Below are 18,815 nucleotides of genomic sequence, written 5' to 3' on the forward strand. Positions count from 1 at the left end.
GTCATGGGCATCGACCTTCCGCTGATCTGGGCCGTGATCATTATCTTCGGCGTCATGATGTACGTGGTGATGGATGGTTTCGACCTGGGAATCGGCATGCTCTTCCCCTTCGTCAAGGGCGAGCAGGACCGTGATGTGATGATGAACACCGTCGCCCCCGTATGGGACGGTAACGAAACCTGGCTGATCCTCGGCGGTGCCGGCCTGTTCGGGGCCTTCCCGTTGGCCTATTCGGTGGTACTCGAGGCGCTGTACCTGCCGTTGATTCTGATGCTGATCGGCTTGATCTTTCGCGGCGTGGCCTTCGAGTTCCGCTTCAAGGCCAAGGCCGACAAGCGCCATATCTGGGACAAGGCATTCATCTGGGGGTCGCTGGTCGCGACGTTTTTCCAGGGCGTTGCACTGGGCGCGTTCATCGAAGGCTTCAAGGTGGTCGACCGCCACTTCGTTGGTGGCACGCTCGACTGGCTGACCCCGTTCAGCCTGTTCAGTGGCCTGGGGTTGATCGTTGCCTATACCCTGCTGGGTTGTACTTGGTTGATCATGAAGACCGAGGGGCCGCTGCAACAGCAGATGCATGACCTGGCCAAGCCGCTGGCGCTAGTACTGCTGGTGGTGATCGGCATAGTCAGCCTGTGGACGCCGATCGCCTATCCGCAGATCGCCGACCGCTGGTTCAGCATGCCCAACCTGATCTGGTTCATGCCAGTGCCGCTGCTGGTGCTGGTGACCTTCTACGGGTTGCTCAAGGCCGTGGCCCGCAATGCCCATTACACCCCGTTCCTGCTCACCTTGGTGTTGATCTTCCTCGGCTATAGCGGCCTGGGCATCAGCCTGTGGCCAAACATCATCCCGCCGTCGATCTCGATCTGGGAGGCGGCCGCACCGCCGCAGAGCCAAGGCTTCATGCTGGTGGGCACATTGTTCATCCTGCCGTTCATCCTTGGGTATACCTTCTGGAGTTACTACGTATTCCGCGGCAAGGTGACCCACGAAGACGGCTATCACTAGGAGGGGCGCATGATGACTGGCAAACATGGCCTTGAAGAGAAAAAGCCATTCTGGCAGCGGTTGGGCTGGCTGCTGCTGATCTGGGCGATGAGCGTGGCGGCACTGGGTGTGGCTGCCTGGGTGATGCGCCTGTTCATGGGCGCGGCCGGGCTCACTACCCATTGACCGAGGCGCTGCAAGGCCGCCGCTGAAGGTAGGCGGCCTTGTGGGGTGAAGGGCCGCAGCGCGGCCCCGACCTCTACTTGCGGGCTTTGAGAATGACGAACTTTGGCGTCGCCGCCACCTGTTCGACGCCCCGGAACAGCCTTGCCAGCTTGCTGTGGTAACCCAGGTGACGGTTGCCGACGATGTACAGCGCGCCGCCCACCACCAGCGCCTCACGCGCTTGCTGGAACATGCGCCAGGCGAGGAAGTCGCCGACCACTTGCTGTTGGTGGAACGGCGGGTTGCACAGCACTACATCCAGCGACTGCTTTTCTACCCCCGCCAGGCCATCACCCGCCAAAACGCTTACCGCACGGTCGCCCAATGCGGCCTGCCAGTTTTCCTGCGCCGACTGCACCGCCATGTACGATTCGTCCACCAGCATGTAATGAGCATCGGGGTTGGCCAGCGCACTGGCGATGGCCAGCACGCCATTGCCACACCCCAGGTCGGCAACACGTGCGTTGCCCAGGTTTCGGGGCAGGTGCGGGAGAAACGCGCGGGTGCCGATGTCCAGGCCTTCGCGGCAGAACACGTTGGCATGGTTGAGCAGTTCCAGTGGCGGTGAGTCCAGCAGGTAGCGGGTGGGGTAGGGCGAACGTGCGGCAGGGCGCTGTTCGACGGTGGCTGTCAGCAGCCGCGCCTTTTTTTGCGCCAGCGACGCCTGCACCGGGCCGATGTATTTCTCCAGCAGATCACCGGCGGCCCGCGGCAGGTGCTTGATCATTGCTGCAGCGATGACCTGAGCGCCAGGGGCCAGGTGGCATTGCAGGCGGATCAGTTGTTCTTCAAGCAGTGCCAAGGTCTTGGGAACCCGCACCAGGACCCGATCGAAGGTGCCTTGCCACTGCTCGCTGGCGGGCACGAAAGGTACGCTGTCGAAGGCCATGCCGTTGCGCGCGAGGTTTTTTTCGAGGGCCAGGTGAGCCAGGTAAGAGTCACCACTGCTGCATACCGAAAGGTGGCCGACCAGGCTGGCGGCCAAGGCACCAAAGCTGTCGTTGAGCACCAGAACTCGGCTTGCTTTGGCCAACTGCTGCGCATGCAACTGTTCGAGCAGGTACTCATCGGCGGCATCGAAGGCTTGCAGCGGGTCGTTGGCCTGGTCCGGTTGGCGGATCAGGTCGAGTTCGGCGTAAGGGGTGGTCAACAGGGGCATGGCGTCTGGCTCGGGTACGGATCTGCCCACAGCGGATCGCCATGAGCTTTGGTACGCGATTCTACAGCGCTTTGCCGAAGGTCGCAGGCATGGCTATTGATCGATCAGGCCACGCATCATGGCAATGGCGATGGCGCCCGCTTTGTTGGAGGCGTTGGTCTTGGTGATGACACTGCGGATGTGGAAGTTCACGGTGCTTTGCGAGAGGGACAAGATGCAGGCCACATCGGCGGCTGTCTTGCCGGCGGCTGACCATCGAAGGACCTCGAGTTCCCGCTCGCTCATCTTCGGGTGGGGCAGGCTGAGTTTGGCCAGGTGGTACTGACAAACGATGTCGTGCAGCGTGTGGCACAACCACTGTACCCGACCGGCCTTTTCGTAGAGCTCGGCGATGCTTACCTCGCCTGCGGGCCTTGCGACACTGACCTGGCTTTCGTTGTGCTGAAGATCGTGCAGCGACTGTGTCCAGCCGTGGCGCAAGCCATGCAGGCACGCTTGTTCGCGATATTGCGGGGCTTCGCGGTACAGCTCGTCGGTCCACAGCACCGGCGTGGTCGAGCTGTGGCTTCTGGTTGCGGCGAGGTCCTGTTTGTAGAACTCATCGCGCTGATAGCGTTCGATCCAGGCTTTCGAATAATTACTGTAGAGGTAGAGCTTGGGGGCTTGAGCGGCGAGCTGGATACGAATCTTCAGTCCCAGGAATTCCATACCTAGATCCTGCACCAAGTGTACTGCGAGGTCGAAGGCTCTCTGGGGTGTTCGCTCGCTGGTCAAGCTGTGCAGGTATTCGTGATTCCAATGAGGCATATATCACCTTCCCTCGGGCCCGGATCCAATCTGTACGGGATGAGTTTAGAAAAGACTGAGTGCAGAGTTGGGTCTTTTCGTTATAGATGCCATGATTTTTTATGATATATGCGCGATCATGTTGCGTTATCCCCACACACCAGCGGTTTTTATCCACGCCACTTTGCGCGACACTGGGCGCATGCAATTTATGGAGCCCGTCATGACCGCCAGTGCCGAAAAATTTACCCGCCAGACCCTGCTCGACGTCCAGCCACTCACGCCGAACCTGTTCAGCCTGCGGGTTACCCGTGACGCCGGGTTTCGCTTTCGGGCCGGCCAGTTCGCCCGGCTTGGTGTGACCAAGGCCGATGGCAGTGTGGTGTGGCGTGCCTATTCGATGGTCAGTGCGCCACATGACGAGTTTCTCGACTTCTTTTCCATCGTGGTACCGGGCGGGGAGTTCACCAGCGAGCTGAGCCGTCTGGGCGAGGGCGATACCCTGCTGATCGACCGCCAGGCATTTGGGTTCCTGACCCTCGATCGTTTCGTCGGTGGGCGCGACCTCTGGCTGTTGGCGACCGGTACTGGCATAGCCCCTTTCATGTCGATCCTGCAGGACTTCGAGGCCTGGGAGCGTTTTGACAGCATCAAGCTGGTGTACTCGGTCCGCGAGGCGAAGGAGCTGGCGTATCTGGATGATATCGCCGGGCTGGAGCAGCGTGACTACCTGGCCGAGTTCGCAGGCAAGTTGCAGTTCATACCGGTGGTCACGCGTGAGCAGCACCCAGGTGCCCTGAATGCACGCATTACCACGTTGATCGAAAATGGCGAACTGGAGAAGGCCGCAGGGTTGGAACTGTCGCCTGAGCATTCTCGAATCATGCTCTGTGGCAACCCTGAGATGATCGATGAGACCCGCAAGGTGCTCAAGGCCCGTGACCTGCAACTGAGCCTGAGCAAGCGGCCCGGGCAGGTGGCGGTGGAAAACTACTGGTAGCCGCACGCTGCAAGCTGTAAGCAGGCGCCGTGTTCGGCTTTGCTTGCAGCTTGCAGCGGCGCATGCCGTCAGGGCAGGCGATTCTGGTGTTGCGTCTTGAGCAGGTCGCGAATCTCGGTAAGCAGGGTTTCTTCAGGGGTGGGTACGGGTGGAGCGCTAGGTGCCACCGCCTCCTCACGCTTCAGGCGGTTGATCGCCTTCACGCCCATGAAGATGGCGAAGGCCACGATCAGGAAGTCGATCACGGTCTGGATGAACTTGCCGTAGGCCAGTACCACGGCCGGGACGTCCCCTTCGGCCGCTTTCAACGTGATGGCCAGGTCGCTGAAATCCACACCACCGATCAGCAGCCCCAATGGCGGCATGACCACGTCACCGACGAAAGAAGAGACGATCTTGCCGAATGCGGCGCCGATAATGATACCGACTGCCATGTCGACGACATTTCCCTTGACCGCGAAGGCCTTGAACTCACTGATCATTCCCATGTTTCGATTCCTTTGTAACAAATGGTGAGGTTAACGCAGTGTAAGCCACTAAAACGCTTCATGCGTTGTGTTCAGGGCTACTGACTGCGGTTAGAACGAATAGTTTTGTCGCATCCCGAGGCGTTCGAGACACGTCTGGCTCGGCTATCATGGCAGTTTTTTTCCAGGAGACCCTGCCCATGGCCAAGGCCAAGCGCTTGTATGGCTGCACCGAGTGTGGCGCGACCTTCCCCAAATGGGCTGGCCAGTGTGGTGAATGCGGGGCCTGGAACACCCTGGTCGAAACCATGATCGAAAGCGGTGGCGCAGCGGCGCCCAGCGGGCGTGCCGGCTGGACCGGGCAACAGGCGCAGATCAAGACCCTTGCTGAAGTCAGTGTCGAAGAGATTCCACGGTTCACCACCAGCAGCACCGAACTCGATCGTGTTCTGGGCGGCGGCCTGGTCGACGGCTCGGTCGTGCTGATTGGTGGCGACCCCGGCATCGGCAAGTCGACCATCCTGCTGCAGACCTTGTGCAACATTGCGGTGGGCATGCCGGCGTTGTACGTCACGGGGGAGGAGTCACAGCAGCAGGTGGCCATGCGCTCCCGGCGCCTGGGCTTGCCCCAGGACCAGCTTAAGGTGATGACAGAAACCTGTATCGAAACCATCATCGCCACGGCGCGGCAGGAAAAACCGCGGGTCATGGTCATCGACTCGATCCAGACCATCTTTACCGAGCAGTTGCAGTCCGCGCCCGGCGGTGTAGCCCAGGTGCGCGAAAGCACGGCGTTGCTGGTGCGTTATGCCAAGCAGAGCGGCACAGCGATCTTCCTCGTCGGCCACGTCACCAAGGAGGGGTCGCTGGCCGGGCCACGTGTGCTGGAGCACATGGTCGACACCGTGTTGTATTTCGAGGGCGAGTCCGATGGCCGTCTGCGCCTGCTGCGTGCGGTAAAAAACCGCTTTGGTGCGGTCAACGAGCTGGGTGTGTTCGGGATGACCGACCGTGGCCTGAAAGAGGTGTCCAACCCATCGGCGATCTTCCTCAACCGCACCCAGGAAGAAGTGCCCGGCAGTGTGGTCATGGCCACCTGGGAAGGCACTCGGCCGATGCTGGTGGAGGTACAGGCGCTGGTCGATGACAGCCACCTGGCCAACCCGCGGCGGGTCACCCTGGGCCTGGATCAGAATCGCCTGGCCATGCTTTTGGCGGTGCTGCACCGCCATGGTGGGATTCCCACCCACGACCAGGACGTGTTCCTCAACGTGGTCGGTGGCGTGAAAGTGCTCGAGACCGCCTCGGACCTGGCCTTGCTGGCGGCAGTGATGTCCAGTTTGCGTAACCGGCCGCTGGCCCACGGGCTGTTGGTGTTTGGTGAGATTGGCCTGTCCGGGGAGGTGCGGCCAGTGCCCAGTGGCCAGGAGCGCCTCAAGGAGGCGGCCAAGCATGGCTTCAAGCGGGCCATCGTGCCCAAGGGCAATGCGCCGAAGGAGCCGCCGGTGGGGTTGCAGGTGATCGCGGTGACCCGGCTGGAGCAGGCCCTGGATGCTCTGTTCGAGTAAGGGTTGCCTCTACCGGCCCTCTCGCCGGTGCAGGTAAACAAAAAAGGGAGCCGACGATGCGCATCGGCTCCCTCCACGTCACGCCTCAGTCAGCAGTCAATGCTCGGCAACCGGCGTACGCCTGGGCGCCGCATTACCCTGTTCGTCCAGTTCCAGCACGGGCACCTCAACGCCATCGGCATCGAACAGCTTGCCATCCTTGAAGTAGTCCCCATCCCTCAGTGCTGAGATGTCCGAATACTGGATCGTGCGCTCGTAGGCTGCGGCGAACACCGACTGCTGATCCGAGTTGCCAGCAGTGAAGTGGTTGAAGATCAGGTTCAGCAGGATGGCCATGATCGCCGAGGAGCTGATGCCTGAGTGAAAGATGGTTTCGAACCAGTTCGGGAAGTGGTGGTAGAAGTTCGGTGCGGCAATCGGGATCATGCCAAAGCCCAGCGAGGCGGCAACGATGATCAGGTTGACGTTGTTCTTGTAGTTGACCTTTGACAGCGTGCGGATACCGCTGGCGGCCACGGTGCCGAACAGGACGATGCCCGCCCCACCCAGCACCGGCGTAGGCACTGCGGCAATCACTCGACCCATGACCGGCAACAGGCCGAGCACCACCAGGATCACGCCACCGGTGGCCACCACATAGCGGCTCTTGACGCCGGTCACGGCCACCAGGCCGACGTTCTGGGCGAAGGCGCTTTGGGTGAAGGAGCCGAAGATCGGCGCCAGGATGCTCGATGCCATGTCGGCGCGCAGGCCGTTGCCCAGGCGCTTGGAGTCGACCTTGGTTTCGATGATTTCACCCACGGCAAGAATGTCGGCGGACGTTTCTACCAGGGTCACCATGATCACGATGCACATCGACAGAATGGCCGCGATGTGGAAGGTCGGCATACCGAAGTGGAACGGCGTGGGGAAGGCCAGCATCGGGCCTTCGGCAACCTTGCTGAAGTCGGTCATGGCCAGCGCCCAGGCGATCAGCGTACCGAACACCATGGCCAGCAGAATCGACAGCCGTGAAATGGTCGCGCTGCCCAGTTTGCTCAGCAGCAGCACGATGGCGAAGGTCAGCGCCGCCAGGCCGATGTTGGCCACGCTGCCGAATTCTGGCGAAGCACTGTTGCCGCCCATCACCCAGCGTGCGGCCACCGGCATCAAGGTCAGGCCAATGGTGGTGATGACGATGCCGGTTACCAACGGTGGGAAGAACCTGGTGATGCGCGAGAACACCGGCGTGATCAAAAAACCAGTCAGCGAGGCCGCCATCACCGCACCCAGCACACCTGGCAAGCCACCGCCGCCTTCACTGCTGAGGATCGCCCCCATGGTCGCCACGCCTGCGAACGACACGCCTTGTACCAGCGGCAACTGACAACCGAAGAAAGGCAGGCCGAGGGTTTGCAGCAGCGTTGCCAGGCCACCGGCAAACAGCGACGCGGCGATCAGCATACCGATTTCGGCACCGTTCAGGCCCGCGGCCTGCCCCAGAATCAGGGGTACCGCGACGATCCCTCCATACATGGTCAGCACATGCTGCAGACCATAAGCCAGGTTGGCGCCAAGGCCGAGATTTTCGTCCTCGGGGCGCTTGGCGGGAGACGTGCTAGGGGACGTAGTCATTGAGCAGGCTCTCTGTTTATTGTTGTGCCGCTACTGTAGACACTTCCGACAAATGATTGCCACAACAATTGTATACAATATTTTGATCGGAGCGCGAACAAGCAGGCTTGTGGCGTGTGCAAGAACACAATGCAGATCGCGTACCAAGTCGACAGAGGCTGTGTTAGAGGGGTGTGTACAAAGTCTGGCTACCCAGCCACAAAGCTGTCTGGGTAGACAGGAAACGAAAGGTGGGAAAACTATTAGCTAGCTAAGAGATCCCATTATTCGATGAGTTCGCGCAACTCGCGCATCATTTCGGTGCTGTCGGCCACGTTCAATTCCACAAGACGGTGCAAATGGCTCATCGATTCGATATCGATGTAGAGGCAGACGAACCCCAACCGCGTGGGTTCTTCATGGCGCAGTTCGACCTGCATCTGCACCCGCACAGCGTGATCCAGGTGAATGATGGCGTCGAAATCCTGGGTCAGGTCTGCACCCCAGGGCTCCGGACGCTCGATCAACAGGCCTTTGAGCGACAGGTCGAGCAGGTTGACCGGCCAGCGGCGGTCGCCCTGGCGCAGTTCGGTGGGGGCGTCGAAGGCTATGCGTTGGAAACGTCGGCGTTCGTCATGATCGCTCATGGGCGGATCCTCGAGTGACATCCTGACTATAGTTAGGGTGTGTGCATCAGGTACCGCGATCTAGCCGCAGAGGCTCTAGACCAAAGCAAGTGTGGCAATGCGCCTTGACTGGCCCTAGACTCGATGGGCGGTCTTTTCCAATCCACCAGCTGGAAGTAAACCATGAACAACAATAATAGCCTGCTACGCCACATTCCGTGGCTGGCGCTGGCAGTCATAGGAGCCTGCGCGCTGGGTGTGGTTGCCCTGCGTCGCGGCGAGGCGATCAATGCCTTGTGGATCGTGGTCGCGTCGGTCGCCATCTACCTGGTCGCCTATCGCTACTACAGCCTGTTCATCGCCACCAAGGTGATGCAACTCGACCCCCGCCGAGCCACCCCCGCGGTGCTCAACAACGACGGTCTGGACTACGTCCCGACCAACAAGCACATTCTTTTCGGTCACCACTTCGCCGCCATCGCGGGCGCCGGCCCATTGGTCGGGCCTGTGCTCGCTGCGCAAATGGGCTACCTGCCCGGCACGCTCTGGCTGATCGCCGGTGTGGTGCTGGCGGGTGCGGTACAGGACTTCATGGTCCTGTTCCTGTCCACACGCCGTAACGGTCGCTCGCTGGGCGACATGGTGCGCGAGGAAATGGGCCGTATTCCTGGCACCATCGCCTTGTTCGGCTGCTTCCTGATCATGATCATCATCCTGGCGGTGCTGGCGCTGATCGTGGTCAAGGCCCTGGCCGAAAGCCCATGGGGTATGTTCACCGTGATGGCGACCATCCCGATCGCGATGTTCATGGGCATCTACATGCGCTATATCCGCCCGGGCCGCATCGGCGAGATCTCGATCGTGGGTGTGGTGCTGTTGCTGGGGTCTATCTGGCTGGGGGGCCAGATAGCCGCTGATCCGGTCTGGGGCCCGGCGTTCACCTTCACCGGCGTGCAGATCACCTGGATGCTCGTGGGTTATGGCTTTGTCGCTGCGGTGCTGCCGGTCTGGCTGGTCCTTGCGCCGCGTGACTACCTGTCGACCTTCCTCAAGATCGGCACCATCGTCGGCCTGGCCATCGGCATCCTGATCATCGCGCCAGAGCTGAAAATGCCCGCGCTGACCCAGTTCACCGATGGCACCGGGCCGGTCTGGAAGGGCACCCTGTTCCCGTTCCTGTTCATCACCATCGCCTGTGGCGCGGTGTCCGGCTTCCACGCGCTGATCTCCTCGGGGACCACGCCGAAGCTGCTGGACAACGAAACCAACGCCCGTTACATCGGCTACGGCGGCATGCTGATGGAATCGTTCGTCGCCATCATGGCCATGGTCGCTGCCTCGGTGATCGAACCGGGCGTGTACTTCGCCATGAACAGCCCGGCCGCAGTGGTGGGCGCCGACGTCGCGTCGGTGGCGCAAACGGTCAGCAGTTGGGGCTTCTTGATCACGCCCGAGCAGCTTGAAGCCGTGGCTCGCGATATCGGTGAGCACACCATTCTGGCGCGTGCCGGTGGTGCGCCGACCTTGGCGGTCGGTATTGCCCAGATCTTGCACCAGGTGCTGCCGGGTGAGAACACCATGGCGTTCTGGTACCACTTCGCGATCCTGTTCGAGGCGCTGTTCATCCTCACCGCAGTGGATGCCGGTACCCGTGCCGGCCGCTTCATGCTCCAGGATCTGCTGGGCAGCTTCGTACCGGCGCTCAAACGTACCGAGTCGTGGACGGCCAACCTGATTGGCACCGCAGGCTGCGTAGCGCTGTGGGGTTACCTGCTGTACCAGGGCGTGATCGACCCGCTGGGTGGCATCAACACCCTGTGGCCGCTGTTCGGCATCTCCAACCAGATGTTGGCCGGTATCGCCCTGATGCTGGGCACCGTGGTGCTGATCAAGATGAAGCGTCAACGCTACGTCTGGGTCACCCTGCTGCCGGCTGTGTGGCTGTTGATCTGCACCACCACCGCAGGCCTGATCAAACTGTTCGACCCGAACCCGGCGGTTGGCTTCCTGGCCCTGGCCAAGAAATACAGCACCGCGTTGGACGCCGGACAGGTACTGGCCCCGGCCAAGGACATCGGGCAGATGCAGCACGTGATCTTCAACGCCTACACCAACGCCGGCCTGACCGTGCTGTTCCTGGTGGTGGTGTTCAGTGTGCTGTTCTTCGCCGTCAAGGTCGGCTATGCCGCCCTCGGCCGCAAGGAACGCACCGACAAGGAAACCCCGTTCCAGGCCCTGCCTGACGCTTGAGAGGAATGCTGCGATGTTCAACGACCTGGGTCGACTGGGTAAGTACCTGGGGCAGGCAGCCCGCCTGATGGTCGGCATGCCCGACTACGACAACTATGTCGAGCACATGCAGACCAAGCACCCGGACAAGCCGGTGATGAGCTACGAGGCGTTCTTCCGCGAGCGCCAGGAAGCCCGTTACGGTGGCAAGTCCGGGCCTAAGTGCTGTTGAACCCTTAGCTTCAGGTTGTCCCGGCCTCATCGCCGGCACGCCGGCTGCCACCGATGCTCCCCAGGCCTTGAGGCCAGGGGGGCCTGTGGCAGCCGGCGTGTCGGCGATGAGGCCACCGTTTTTCCGCCCAGGAGAATTTCTGCGTGCACACCCCTATCCCTGTAACCGTCCTGACCGGCTTTCTCGGTGCCGGCAAGACGACCCTGCTCAAGTACATGCTCAAGGCCGAGCACGGCCTGAAAATTGCCGTGATCGAGAACGAGTTCAGTGAGGCGGGTATCGACAGCCAACTGCTGGGCGACGAGCCGGTGCAGGTCATGACCCTGGCCAACGGTTGTGTCTGCTGCAGTATCCATGGCGACCTGACCCGCGCCCTTTACCTGCTGCTCGAGCGCCTGGACGCTGGCGAGATCGCGTTCGACCGCCTGGTGATCGAATGCACCGGCCTGGCCGACCCCGCGCCGGTGGCGCAGACCTTCTTCATTGAAGAAGACCTGCGTGACCGCTACATCCTCGATGGCATCATCACCCTGGTCGATGCGGCTCACGCCGAGCTGCACCTGACCCAGACTATCGCCCAGGCCCAGGTAGGCTTTGCCGATCGCCTGCTGCTGAGCAAGACCGACCTGGTCGAGCCAGCCGCCGTGGCAGCGCTGCGCGAGCGCCTGGGGCGCATCAATGGCCGTGCAGCCATCGGCGTGGTCGAGCAGGGCCGTATCGACCTGGCCGAGCTGCTCGATGTGCGTGGTTTCAATCTCAACCCCGACCTGGGCGCCAACCTTAGGCCGGGCCTGCGCCCAGTGCTCAAGCCCGCCACGCCGGATCGTATTTCCACCTTGGTATTGCGCACCGAGGCCCCGCTGGACATCGACCGCCTCAGCGACTTCATGAATGCGCTGCTGGAAACCCACGGCAAGCAACTCTTGCGCTACAAGGGGGTGCTGAACATTGCCGGTGAAGACCGCCGTCTGGTGTTCCAGGGCGTGCTCAAGCTCTACGGCTTTGACTGGGATGCCGAATGGGCCGAGGGCGAAACGCGCGAAAGCGTGATGGTATTCATCGCCGATGATCTGCCCGAAGCTAAGATTCGGGCTGGGTTCGAGGCGCTGGCTGCGGGCTGAGCCGGTTCGGCGCCTGAGCCTCGAACCATTGCGGCCATGAACTGCGGTGGCGGCTTTGCTCCTCGATGCAAGGGATCAGCCGCTCGCTGAGCACCGTGGTTTGCTGCACGGCCTTGGCGGTGCGGTACTTGACGCTGTGGATGCATTCGCGGTCGCCGAACTCGCAGCGGTTGAGCTCGGTGCCGCCACAGGGGCCATTGGCCAGGCCTTTCGGGCAGGTTTCCGGGCAGATGTAGAGCGTGTCTTCCAGGCGGCAGCGGCCGCAGGTATCACAGCCCAGCAGCGGGCGTTTTACGCTGCGTTCCAGGCCATGTAGCAGGCGGGCGCCCCGCGCCGTGGCCCACAATGGTCGGCGCACGGCCCAGCCGAACGCCTGGCTCAGCCAGTTGCCGCGGCTGAACAGCAGGCCATGAAACCCGTGCAGCAGGTGATAGCGCAGTTTCTCCCTGCTGCTTGCACGGACGGTGGACTCACCCTGGCGCCAGGCCGCCTGCGGTGGATGAAAGCTTACCGCAGGCAGGCCCGGCATCTGCCAGCTTTCAGCCCAGGCGGGTGCCCACTGCTGCATTGAATGGATACGTGCCTGCCAATACTCAAGGCGCGCTTCCAGGTCCAGCAGTTGGTTGAGCGCGTGAACCCCCGACAGGTGCACCCCGGCATACCCCATCAACCGCACACCCATGATCTGCAGAGCCAGGCGGTCGACGCTGCGTGCCTGGGCGTAGGCCTTCGATACCGCCGTTTCGGCTTCGAGCATATCCCGCATCGACGGTGTCACGGTGACGCCGGCGACGTGATCAAGCATTGCCGCACGGCCATGGGTCAGGCTCATCAGGCATGCCAGCATCGGTTTCGGCGTGGCCTGGCGGCTCATCCAGTGCATGGCTTCCTGGTGCTTGTTGGCATCGAAACCCAATTGCAGGGTCAGGAAGTCAGCGCCTGCGGCGAGTTTTTTCTCGGCCTTGAAGTATTGCGCGCCGCCTTCTTCCTCACGGTATTTGAAAGGGTTGAGTGCGGCCCCGAGCAACCAGTGCGGGCACGCCTGGCGGGCGATTTGCAGGGCAGCGACCGACTCCAGGTAGCGTACCGGGCGTTGGCCGGGTTGGTGGCCGGGTAGACGGTCGCCGGTCAATAGCAAGAGCTGATCGAGGCCGGCGGCATCCATGCGTTGCAGCTGGGCAAGTAGGTGGTGGCGTTCGCGGTCCTTGCCAGAGAAGTGCGGCAGGGCAGGGAAGGGGCTGCTGAAACTGGAGAGCGCGTCCAACGGCGAAAGGTCCAGCGGGCTGCTGACGCGGTCCCCGACGGCCAGGGACATCGGCCAGCCGCACAGGTGCCCGCGGGCCATGATTGCTTCCATGGCGGCGAAGCGTTGCGCCGAGGGCTTGGGTACGAATTCCATGACGCAGACGAAGGTTTTGTCGCGTAGCGCCGATTTCAGCAGGCTCATGGCTGTGGGTTACCTGGGTTGTTCAGGGTGCCATTGTGCGGCAGGCCGTGGGTGGGGTCATGTCCGAGGGCGCAGCTTGCTGCTCTGAATGAGACACCTCGCAGGTTCTGCCCCGGCCCTGTCGCGGCTTGCCGACGACAGGGCCGATACTGGCCAGGTCAGGCCTGAATCAGCGCTCGATCGCCAATGCCACGCCCTGACCGCCGCCAATGCACAGCGTGGCCAGGCCTTTCTTGGCATCGCGCTTGATCATCTCGTGCAGCAGGGTCACCAGCACCCGGCACCCCGAAGCGCCAATGGGGTGGCCCAGGGCAATCGCCCCGCCGTTGACGTTGACCCGCTCAGCATCCCATTCCAGCGCCTTGCCAACCGCCAGGGCCTGTGCGGCGAACGCCTCGTTGGCCTCGATCAGGTCCAGGTCGGCCAGTTGCCAGCCGGCCTTGGCCAGGCAACGTTCGGTGGCCGATACGGGGCCAATGCCCATGATCGCCGGGTCGACGCCCGCGCTGGCATACGCTGCAATTTTCGCCAGCACCGGCAGCCCCAGGGCCTGGGCTTTGTTTGCGCTCATCAACAGCACGGCCGCCGCACCATCGCCCAGGCTGGAGGCGTTGCCTGCGGTGACGCTGCCATCTTTCTTGAACGCAGGACGCAGTTTGGCCAGGGAGTCGGCGGTGGTGTCCGGGCGTGGCTGCTCATCACGGTCGAAGACCTTGGGGTCACCTTTCTTTTGCGCCAGTACGATTGGCGTGATTTCGTCCTTGAAGCGTCCGGCTTCGATTGCGGCAACGGCCTTGCGTTGCGATTCGGCGGCAAAAGCATCCTGCTGCTCGCGGGTGAGCGCATACTTCTCCACCAGGTTTTCTGCCGTGATACCCATGTGGTAGTCATTGAAAGCATCCCACAGGCCGTCGGTGATCATGCTGTCGATCAGTTGCCCGTGGCCCATGCGTTGGCCGGTGCGTGCCGAAGGCATCACGTATGGGGCCAGGCTCATGTTCTCCTGGCCGCCGGCGATCACCACGTCGGCGTCGCCGCAGCGGATCGCCTGGGCTGCCAGGTGCAGGGCCTTCAGGCCCGAACCGCACACTTTGTTCAAGGTCAGCGCAGGCACGGTGTAGGGCAGGCCGGCCTTGATCGCGGCCTGGCGGGCGGGGTTCTGTCCGGCGCCTGCGGTAAGGACTTGGCCGAGAATCACCTCATCGACCTGGGACGGGTCCAGTCCGGTCTGCTCCAGCAACTGCTTGATCACCGCAGCGCCGAGGTCAACGGCGGGCACGGTGGCCAGGGCGCCTTGAAAGCTGCCAATCGCGGTGCGGGTTGCGGCGACGATGACCACATCGTTCATCTTGTTGTTCTCCGTGCAGGGTGGGCGCCGGATGGGCGCAGTGTTACCAGCATCGGCGGCTTCGGCTCATTTGTTAAGTTTGTTTTTCTTAGGGATTGATGTGGAAAGCAAATGAATAGGGGGCCGTCCCGGCGGGATCGGTGCGTCGACCGGCCCCGGCGGCAAACAGCGAAACCGGCCATGGCCGTTTTGCATCCCTCCAATCACCCCGTAATATGTGTCGGATAACCTGTGGGGGTAGTCTCACCCTCTGATCAATTGGAATCGCCCAAGGCGGCGCTTCCCGGCATAAACCTGACGAGGTACAGACATTGGCCATCATTCATCCTAAGGTTCGCGGTTTCATCTGCACCACGACTCACCCGAAGGGCTGCGAGCTCAACGTCCGTGACCAGATCGAAGCCACCCGCAAGCTGGGCGTGCGCGAGGATGGCCCCAAGAAGGTCCTGGTCATTGGCGCATCCAGCGGCTACGGCCTGGCTGCACGCATCACTGCGGCGTTCGGCTTCAAGGCCGACACCCTGGGTGTTTTCTTCGAAAAACCAGGCACTGAAACCAAGGCCGGTACTGCCGGCTGGTACAACGCTGCAGCGTTCGACAAGTTCGCCAAGGCCGAAGGCCTGTACAGCAAATCGATCAATGGTGACGCCTTCTCCGACGAAGCCCGCGCCAAGGTCATCGAGCTGATCAAGAACGAAATGGGCGGCAAGGTCGACCTGGTCATCTATTCGCTGGCCTCGCCCGTGCGCAAGCTGCCGCAGACCGGTGAGCTGATCCGCTCTGCGCTCAAGCCGATCGGCGAGCCGTACAAGTCGACCGCCATCGACACCAACAAGGACACCATCATCGAGGCCAGCATCGAGCCGGCCACCGAGCAGGAAATCGCCGACACCGTCACCGTCATGGGGGGCCAGGACTGGCAGCTGTGGATCGACGCCCTGGCTGGCGCCGATGTGCTGGCCGAAGGCGCGCGCACCGTGGCATTCAGCTACATCGGTAGCGACATCACCTGGCCGATCTACTGGCACGGTGCCCTGGGCCGGGCCAAGCAGGACCTGGACGAAACCGCGTTGCGCCTGAACCAGAAACTGGCCAGTGACGTGAAAGGCGGCGCCAACGTGGCGGTGCTCAAGTCGGTGGTGACCCAGGCCAGTTCGGCCATCCCGGTCATGCCGCTGTACCTGTCCATGGTCTTCAAGATCATGCAGGAGAAGGGCGTTCACGAAGGCACCCAGGACCAGCTCGACCGCATGTTCCGTGAGCGTATGTTCCGTGCCGATGGCCAGCCTGCCGAGGTCGACGAGAAAGGCCGCCTGCGCCTGGACGACTGGGAGCTGCGTGACGACGTGCAAGGCGCCTGCAAGGCCCTGTGGCCAGCCGTGACCACCGAGAACCTGTTCGAGCTGACCGACTACGCCGGTTACAAGAAGCAGTTCCTCAACCTGTTCGGCTTCGAGCGCGCTGATGTCAACTACGACGAAGACGTAGCGACCGATGTGAAGTTCGACTGCATCGAGCTGTAAGGTGCACCTGGGCTTGCCCCTTCGCGGGGCAAGCCCACGCCCATACAGGAAGTAGGCGCTGCCAAAACCTGTCGAAGCGGACCTGCCCCGCGAAGCGGCCGGTACAGACCAAAGTTTTTTTGCTAGCGTTGGCGCACAACAACAGGAAAGCGCGCCATGAGCAGCCTCACCCAGCCCGCCACACCTCTGCGCCACACCACAGTCGACGGCTACAGCCTCGGCGGCTTCTACTGGCGTCATGCCCAGGCCAACCCCCAACGCCCGCTGGTGATCATCAACGCCGCCACGTCCGTGCGCTGCCGTTATTACTCGCGCTTTGCCGACTACCTGTTCGCCCAGGGCTGCGACGTACTGACCTATGACTACCGTGGCATCGGCGAATCGCGGCCGCCTGAACTGCGCGGTTTCCAGGCCTCCTGGAGCGACTGGGGCCAGCTGGATTTCGAAGCCATGCTGGCCTACGCCGTCCAGGCGTTTCCTGGGCAGCCCGTGGATGTCGTTGGCCACAGCTTCGGCGGTTGCGCCGTGGGGCTGGCGCCTTCTGCTGGGCAGGTCAGACGGGTGGTGATGGTCGGTGCGCAGTTTGCCTACTGGCGCGACTACGCCGCCGATCAGCGTTGGCGGCTGTTCGGTAAATGGCACGTGGTGATGCCGTTGCTGACCCGGGTATTCGGTTACTTCCCGGGCAAGCGCCTGGGCTGGATGGAAGACACCCCTGCCGGTGTCGTGCATGACTGGACTACCCGTACCCCGCGCTATGAGCATCGACCCAGCGGGCGCAGGTTGCAGAGGGTGCCCTTTGCACAGGTGCGGGCAGCGACGCTGGCAATCAGCCTCACCGATGACCCGTTTGGCACCGTAGCGGCGACAGAGCGATTGCTAGGGTATCTGCAAGGTGCCGAGCGGCTGCATCTGCGGATTGCGCCTGTGGATATCTCGGTCGATGACATTGGCCATTTCGCGTTTTTCCATGACCGGTTCCGCGACAGCCTGTGGCCGATTGCACTGCAGTGGTTGCAGCGAGGCGAGGTGCCAAAGCCGTGGGAAACACGGCTCATCAGGTGAGTGGGCCGCTCAGCGGCCCACTGGCGTTCAGGCCAGGCGTTGCAGCGGCTGGCCGGCGAACTGGACCCCGGCCAGGCCGTGCTGGATCAACGCACGGATATTGCCGTGGTCCGTGCCCTCAGGCGTGGCCACCACATCGCGGTAGTGCTCACCGAAGGCCAGCAAGGCCTCCTGGTCGCTCAGGCCTTCCAGCAGAGCCAGGCCCAGGGTCTTGCACGAGCCTTCGTTCTGCCCGGCGGCGTTTTCCACGCCTCCGTTGCGAAAGGCCTGGGGCTGGTAGCTGTAGTGGGCAGTGATGAACGCCAGGGTGTCGGCAAACGCGTGTTCGCCGCTGGCCAGGCTGGCGCGCAGGGTGTTCAGATCAGTCACGAGGTTTTCCTTTTTCAAACGCCGCTTGCTGGTCGGCGCTGGCTTCTTTCTGGTATTGGGCTTTCCACTCGGCGTAGGGCATGCCGTACACCGCCTCGCGGGCGTCATCCAGGCTGATGTCGACCTGGCGCTCGTCGGCGGCAGCCTTGTACCACTTGGACAGGCAGTTGCGGCAGAAGCCGGAGAGGTTCATCAGGTCGATGTTCTGCACATCGGTGCGCTGTTGCAGGTGATCGACCAGGCGCCGGAAGGCGGCGGCTTCGAGTTCGAGCTGTTGTTGCTCAGTCATGGGCGTTCTCTCAGGTCATGCGGTTCTTCAGGTGGCGGCCACCGTTGATGACCACCTGGCTACCGGTACTGTACTGGCTGGCGAGCAGGTACTTCACGGTCTCGATCAGTGGCGCGGCGCCGGGTTCGAATTCCAGCAGGGCCTTTTTGAGGGTCTGCTGACGGTACGCTTCGTCACCCCCTTCCTTGAGGATCAACAAGCCAGGCAGGATACCGTTGACGTGTACCTTGGGCGCATATTTCTCGGCGAACGACAGCACCATGTTCTGCAGGGCGGCCTTGGTCGCGGCATAGCCGATATGGCTCTTGCTGCCCCGCGAGGAGGTTTCATCGCAGATATGGATGATGTCGGCCTTGCCGACCTTGGCCAGCAGGTCGCCCAGGGCCAGGTTGAGGTGGTAAGGCGCCTCCACGTGCAGGCGGAACATGGTGTCGAGGTTATCGAGGCCGTCGTCGAGCCACAGCGAGGCGTTGTGGATGATTGCGCGCAGCCCGTCGTAGTGCTGCTGGAGGTAGTCGATCAAGGCCTGGCGGTCGGCTGCCAGGCACAAGTCGGCCTGAAACTGCACGATATTGGGGTGAGCAGGCTGCGGCTGAAGGCTGCGGCTGGCACTGACCACGGTATGGCCGGCCTGTGCCAGTTCAAGGGCCAGGGCCAGGCCGACGCGCTGGCTGGCTCCGGTAACGAGAATTGGGCTATTCATGTGCGGGCGGTCAACTTGTCTGTCCTGTCGTTGCCGCCCAGCATACCCGAACTGTTTCGCAGTTGTATGGCCTGG

19 protein-coding genes are annotated in these 18,815 nt (G+C 62.3%); 9 read left to right on the forward strand and 10 right to left on the reverse strand.

Annotated elements, in window-relative coordinates:
- Window positions 1–3 precede the first annotated feature (3 nt).
- Together cydB and APH34_RS00130 are read left to right on the forward strand one after the other, a co-directional pair.
- Complete coding sequence (gene cydB / locus APH34_RS00125; protein ID WP_054899146.1) at window positions 4–1,011, forward strand: cytochrome d ubiquinol oxidase subunit II; 1,008 nt, start codon at window positions 4–6, stop codon at window positions 1,009–1,011.
- 9 nt (window positions 1,012–1,020) lie between these two features.
- Window positions 1,021–1,176 (forward strand): DUF2474 domain-containing protein, encoded by a 156-nt coding sequence (locus tag APH34_RS00130; RefSeq protein WP_054899147.1) that lies wholly within the window; start codon window positions 1,021–1,023, stop codon window positions 1,174–1,176.
- 73 nt (window positions 1,177–1,249) lie between these two features.
- Here APH34_RS00130 and APH34_RS00135 read toward each other — a convergent pair whose 3' ends face one another.
- Window positions 1,250–2,374, reverse strand: a complete 1,125-nt coding sequence (locus APH34_RS00135) for a methyltransferase (RefSeq protein WP_054899148.1) — start codon at window positions 2,372–2,374, stop codon at window positions 1,250–1,252.
- Between the two features lie 93 nt (window positions 2,375–2,467).
- A complete protein-coding gene (locus APH34_RS00140) occupies window positions 2,468–3,181 on the reverse strand; it encodes an autoinducer binding domain-containing protein (RefSeq protein WP_054899149.1) in 714 nt (237 codons plus the stop codon).
- A 202-nt stretch (window positions 3,182–3,383) separates the two neighbouring features.
- Here APH34_RS00140 and APH34_RS00145 point away from each other — a divergent pair, with 202 nt between their 5' ends.
- Entirely contained in the window at window positions 3,384–4,160 is a 777-nt protein-coding gene (locus tag APH34_RS00145) for a ferredoxin--NADP reductase (protein WP_054899150.1), read from the forward strand.
- Between the two features lie 68 nt (window positions 4,161–4,228).
- Here APH34_RS00145 and mscL read toward each other — a convergent pair whose 3' ends face one another.
- Window positions 4,229–4,648, reverse strand: coding sequence for a large-conductance mechanosensitive channel protein MscL (gene mscL, locus APH34_RS00150; protein WP_054899151.1), 420 nt, complete (start codon window positions 4,646–4,648; stop codon window positions 4,229–4,231).
- A 179-nt stretch (window positions 4,649–4,827) separates the two neighbouring features.
- Here mscL and radA point away from each other — a divergent pair, with 179 nt between their 5' ends.
- Entirely contained in the window at window positions 4,828–6,195 is a 1,368-nt protein-coding gene (radA, locus tag APH34_RS00155; protein WP_054899152.1) for a DNA repair protein RadA, read from the forward strand.
- Window positions 6,196–6,291: 96 nt separating this feature from the next.
- On the opposite strand, the gene APH34_RS00160 is transcribed toward radA, so the two are convergent.
- A complete protein-coding gene (locus APH34_RS00160) occupies window positions 6,292–7,809 on the reverse strand; it encodes a nucleobase:cation symporter-2 family protein (RefSeq protein WP_054899153.1) in 1,518 nt (505 codons plus the stop codon).
- Window positions 7,810–8,072: 263 nt separating this feature from the next.
- Window positions 8,073–8,435, reverse strand: coding sequence for a PilZ domain-containing protein (locus APH34_RS00165; protein WP_054899154.1), 363 nt, complete (start codon window positions 8,433–8,435; stop codon window positions 8,073–8,075).
- Window positions 8,436–8,597: 162 nt separating this feature from the next.
- On the opposite strand from APH34_RS00165, the gene APH34_RS00170 reads away from it, so the two are divergent.
- The 3 genes from APH34_RS00170 (at window position 8,598) to yjiA (ending at window position 11,996) form a co-directional block, all read left to right on the forward strand.
- Window positions 8,598–10,664 carry a carbon starvation CstA family protein gene (locus APH34_RS00170; RefSeq protein ID WP_054899155.1) on the forward strand — a complete coding sequence of 689 codons (2,067 nt, stop codon included), beginning with the start codon at window positions 8,598–8,600 and terminating at the stop codon, window positions 10,662–10,664.
- A 13-nt stretch (window positions 10,665–10,677) separates the two neighbouring features.
- On the forward strand, window positions 10,678–10,875 hold the full coding sequence (locus tag APH34_RS00175) for a YbdD/YjiX family protein (protein ID WP_008094130.1): 198 nt from the start codon (window positions 10,678–10,680) through the stop codon (window positions 10,873–10,875).
- A gap of 143 nt (window positions 10,876–11,018) precedes the next feature.
- Window positions 11,019–11,996, forward strand: coding sequence for a GTPase (gene yjiA / locus APH34_RS00180; protein WP_054899156.1), 978 nt, complete (start codon window positions 11,019–11,021; stop codon window positions 11,994–11,996).
- Here the strand turns inward: yjiA and APH34_RS00185 are convergent.
- Both APH34_RS00185 and APH34_RS00190 read right to left on the reverse strand, forming a co-directional pair.
- Window positions 11,956–13,443 carry a methylenetetrahydrofolate reductase C-terminal domain-containing protein gene (locus APH34_RS00185; RefSeq protein WP_054899157.1) on the reverse strand — a complete coding sequence of 496 codons (1,488 nt, stop codon included), beginning with the start codon at window positions 13,441–13,443 and terminating at the stop codon, window positions 11,956–11,958. The genes yjiA and APH34_RS00185 overlap by 41 nt on opposite strands.
- Window positions 13,444–13,612: 169 nt before the next feature.
- Window positions 13,613–14,791: an acetyl-CoA C-acetyltransferase gene (locus APH34_RS00190; RefSeq protein WP_054899158.1), complete on the reverse strand. Its 1,179-nt coding sequence runs from the start codon at window positions 14,789–14,791 to the stop codon at window positions 13,613–13,615.
- Window positions 14,792–15,102: 311 nt separating this feature from the next.
- On the opposite strand from APH34_RS00190, the gene fabV reads away from it, so the two are divergent.
- The gene (fabV, locus tag APH34_RS00195; protein ID WP_054899159.1) at window positions 15,103–16,314 is read left to right on the forward strand and encodes an enoyl-ACP reductase FabV; all 1,212 of its coding nucleotides are present in this window, start codon (window positions 15,103–15,105) and stop codon (window positions 16,312–16,314) included.
- Window positions 16,315–16,470: 156 nt separating this feature from the next.
- Window positions 16,471–17,379, forward strand: a complete 909-nt coding sequence (locus APH34_RS00200) for an alpha/beta fold hydrolase (protein WP_054899160.1) — start codon at window positions 16,471–16,473, stop codon at window positions 17,377–17,379.
- A gap of 27 nt (window positions 17,380–17,406) precedes the next feature.
- On the opposite strand, the gene APH34_RS00205 is transcribed toward APH34_RS00200, so the two are convergent.
- From APH34_RS00205 to folM, 3 genes are read right to left on the reverse strand one after another with little or no spacing between them, the layout of a single operon-like run.
- On the reverse strand, window positions 17,407–17,748 hold the full coding sequence (locus APH34_RS00205) for a HopJ type III effector protein (protein ID WP_054899161.1): 342 nt from the start codon (window positions 17,746–17,748) through the stop codon (window positions 17,407–17,409).
- Window positions 17,741–18,037, reverse strand: a complete 297-nt coding sequence (locus tag APH34_RS00210; RefSeq protein WP_054899162.1) for a DUF1244 domain-containing protein — start codon at window positions 18,035–18,037, stop codon at window positions 17,741–17,743. The genes APH34_RS00205 and APH34_RS00210 overlap by 8 nt, the downstream gene beginning before the upstream one ends.
- Window positions 18,038–18,047: 10 nt before the next feature.
- Complete coding sequence (gene folM, locus APH34_RS00215; protein WP_054899163.1) at window positions 18,048–18,740, reverse strand: dihydromonapterin reductase; 693 nt, start codon at window positions 18,738–18,740, stop codon at window positions 18,048–18,050.
- Window positions 18,741–18,815 lie beyond the last annotated feature (75 nt).

Source organism: Pseudomonas sp. NBRC 111131 (assembly GCF_001320525.1).
GTDB classification, from domain to species: domain Bacteria; phylum Pseudomonadota; class Gammaproteobacteria; order Pseudomonadales; family Pseudomonadaceae; genus Aquipseudomonas; species Aquipseudomonas ceruminis.

Bases quoted from the DNA above. Each gene is read 5' to 3' on its own strand.
- cydB (WP_054899146.1), top strand. From the start codon at position 4: ATGGGCATCGACCTTCCGCTGATCTGGGCCGTGATCATTATCTTCGGC.
- APH34_RS00130 (WP_054899147.1), top strand. From the start codon at position 1,021: ATGATGACTGGCAAACATGGCCTTGAAGAGAAAAAGCCATTCTGGCAG.
- APH34_RS00135 (WP_054899148.1), bottom strand. From the start codon at position 2,374: ATGCCCCTGTTGACCACCCCTTACGCCGAACTCGACCTGATCCGCCAA.
- APH34_RS00140 (WP_054899149.1), bottom strand. From the start codon at position 3,181: ATGCCTCATTGGAATCACGAATACCTGCACAGCTTGACCAGCGAGCGA.
- APH34_RS00145 (WP_054899150.1), top strand. From the start codon at position 3,384: ATGACCGCCAGTGCCGAAAAATTTACCCGCCAGACCCTGCTCGACGTC.
- mscL (WP_054899151.1), bottom strand. From the start codon at position 4,648: ATGGGAATGATCAGTGAGTTCAAGGCCTTCGCGGTCAAGGGAAATGTC.
- radA (WP_054899152.1), top strand. From the start codon at position 4,828: ATGGCCAAGGCCAAGCGCTTGTATGGCTGCACCGAGTGTGGCGCGACC.
- APH34_RS00160 (WP_054899153.1), bottom strand. From the start codon at position 7,809: ATGACTACGTCCCCTAGCACGTCTCCCGCCAAGCGCCCCGAGGACGAA.
- APH34_RS00165 (WP_054899154.1), bottom strand. From the start codon at position 8,435: ATGAGCGATCATGACGAACGCCGACGTTTCCAACGCATAGCCTTCGAC.
- APH34_RS00170 (WP_054899155.1), top strand. From the start codon at position 8,598: ATGAACAACAATAATAGCCTGCTACGCCACATTCCGTGGCTGGCGCTG.
- APH34_RS00175 (WP_008094130.1), top strand. From the start codon at position 10,678: ATGTTCAACGACCTGGGTCGACTGGGTAAGTACCTGGGGCAGGCAGCC.
- APH34_RS00185 (WP_054899157.1), bottom strand. From the start codon at position 13,443: ATGAGCCTGCTGAAATCGGCGCTACGCGACAAAACCTTCGTCTGCGTC.
- APH34_RS00190 (WP_054899158.1), bottom strand. From the start codon at position 14,791: ATGAACGATGTGGTCATCGTCGCCGCAACCCGCACCGCGATTGGCAGC.
- APH34_RS00200 (WP_054899160.1), top strand. From the start codon at position 16,471: ATGAGCAGCCTCACCCAGCCCGCCACACCTCTGCGCCACACCACAGTC.
- APH34_RS00210 (WP_054899162.1), bottom strand. From the start codon at position 18,037: ATGACTGAGCAACAACAGCTCGAACTCGAAGCCGCCGCCTTCCGGCGC.
- folM (WP_054899163.1), bottom strand. From the start codon at position 18,740: ATGAATAGCCCAATTCTCGTTACCGGAGCCAGCCAGCGCGTCGGCCTG.